At 59.9% G+C, this 835-nt stretch carries 1 protein-coding gene; it reads left to right on the top strand.

Translation table 11 applies throughout. The features are described 5' to 3' along the window. A partial coding sequence (locus A5706_RS08180) for a hypothetical protein (RefSeq protein WP_231984927.1) occupies positions 1-380 on the top strand: 380 nt, incomplete at its 5' end. Positions 381-835 lie beyond the last annotated feature (455 nt).

The following is an 835-nucleotide window of genomic DNA, read 5'->3' as shown; positions in this document are numbered from 1 at the left end:
CCGCCCAGTCGACATTAAATGATTTGATAACAAATGTAGTGACGAATACTGTCTTTGTTCTAGGTGCCGCCGCCGTGGCCGGCTTCGTCATTGGTTTTCTTTCTTGGCTCATGGCAGATCTCGTCGTACTGTACTTCGCGTCCGCTGCGGCAAACATCATCCAATCGTTCCCGTTCTACGGCTTACTATTGAACGTTTTGACCGACGCGATAAACCCATTACTCACGGCGTTTCCCGTTGTAGGCCAGCTCGTTTCAGCCGGCACTCAATTAGTCCAGTCGTTCACCACTGCGTTCTTCTGGCCGGCGAATCTGACAGTACAAATTCTCCGCGCACTATCCGCCTTGGTGAACCCGCTGGGCCAAACAACGGCCTCCTAACATCCAATCTTTGGCCCTTCTCAGCAGCCGGGTGTCTCACCGACTCCTGTTCATCGGGACGCAGGAAATCCGAATCGAGGTCTACGGGAGCCCTCGGGGCCGCCCAGAGGCGCGCCTCGCGCCCCTGCTGACCCGCCGACACAGACGCCGCCGCACCTGACCGTGACTCTGCGGCCTCGGCCCACGCCTTTGTGGCGCGGGTCGCCGCGTTAAGGGGATTCAACCTCTAGCCGTGCATCCGGCCGTTACGCCGCACGCTGGGGCGGCCCCGACGCCCCTGCCTGACGTCGCCAGCGCCGGGCGACGCGTGCATGATTTTAGGCCCGACCACAGAGGGCGAAAGTCCCTATTTGGATTTGCCGGCTCGCGGTGAAGATCCTGTCCTACCGATGAGTCGATGAAAAGACCGGGCGGGAGGATCAAGATGTCTGCGGTGATCGCGACACCGGAGCTGA

It is taken from the genome of Mycobacterium sp. E796, assembly GCF_001672815.1.
GTDB lineage: Bacteria > Actinomycetota > Actinomycetes > Mycobacteriales > Mycobacteriaceae > Mycobacterium.
The sequence above is the reverse complement of the archived record's forward strand: the minus strand, read 5'-3'. Positions and strand labels throughout refer to the sequence as shown.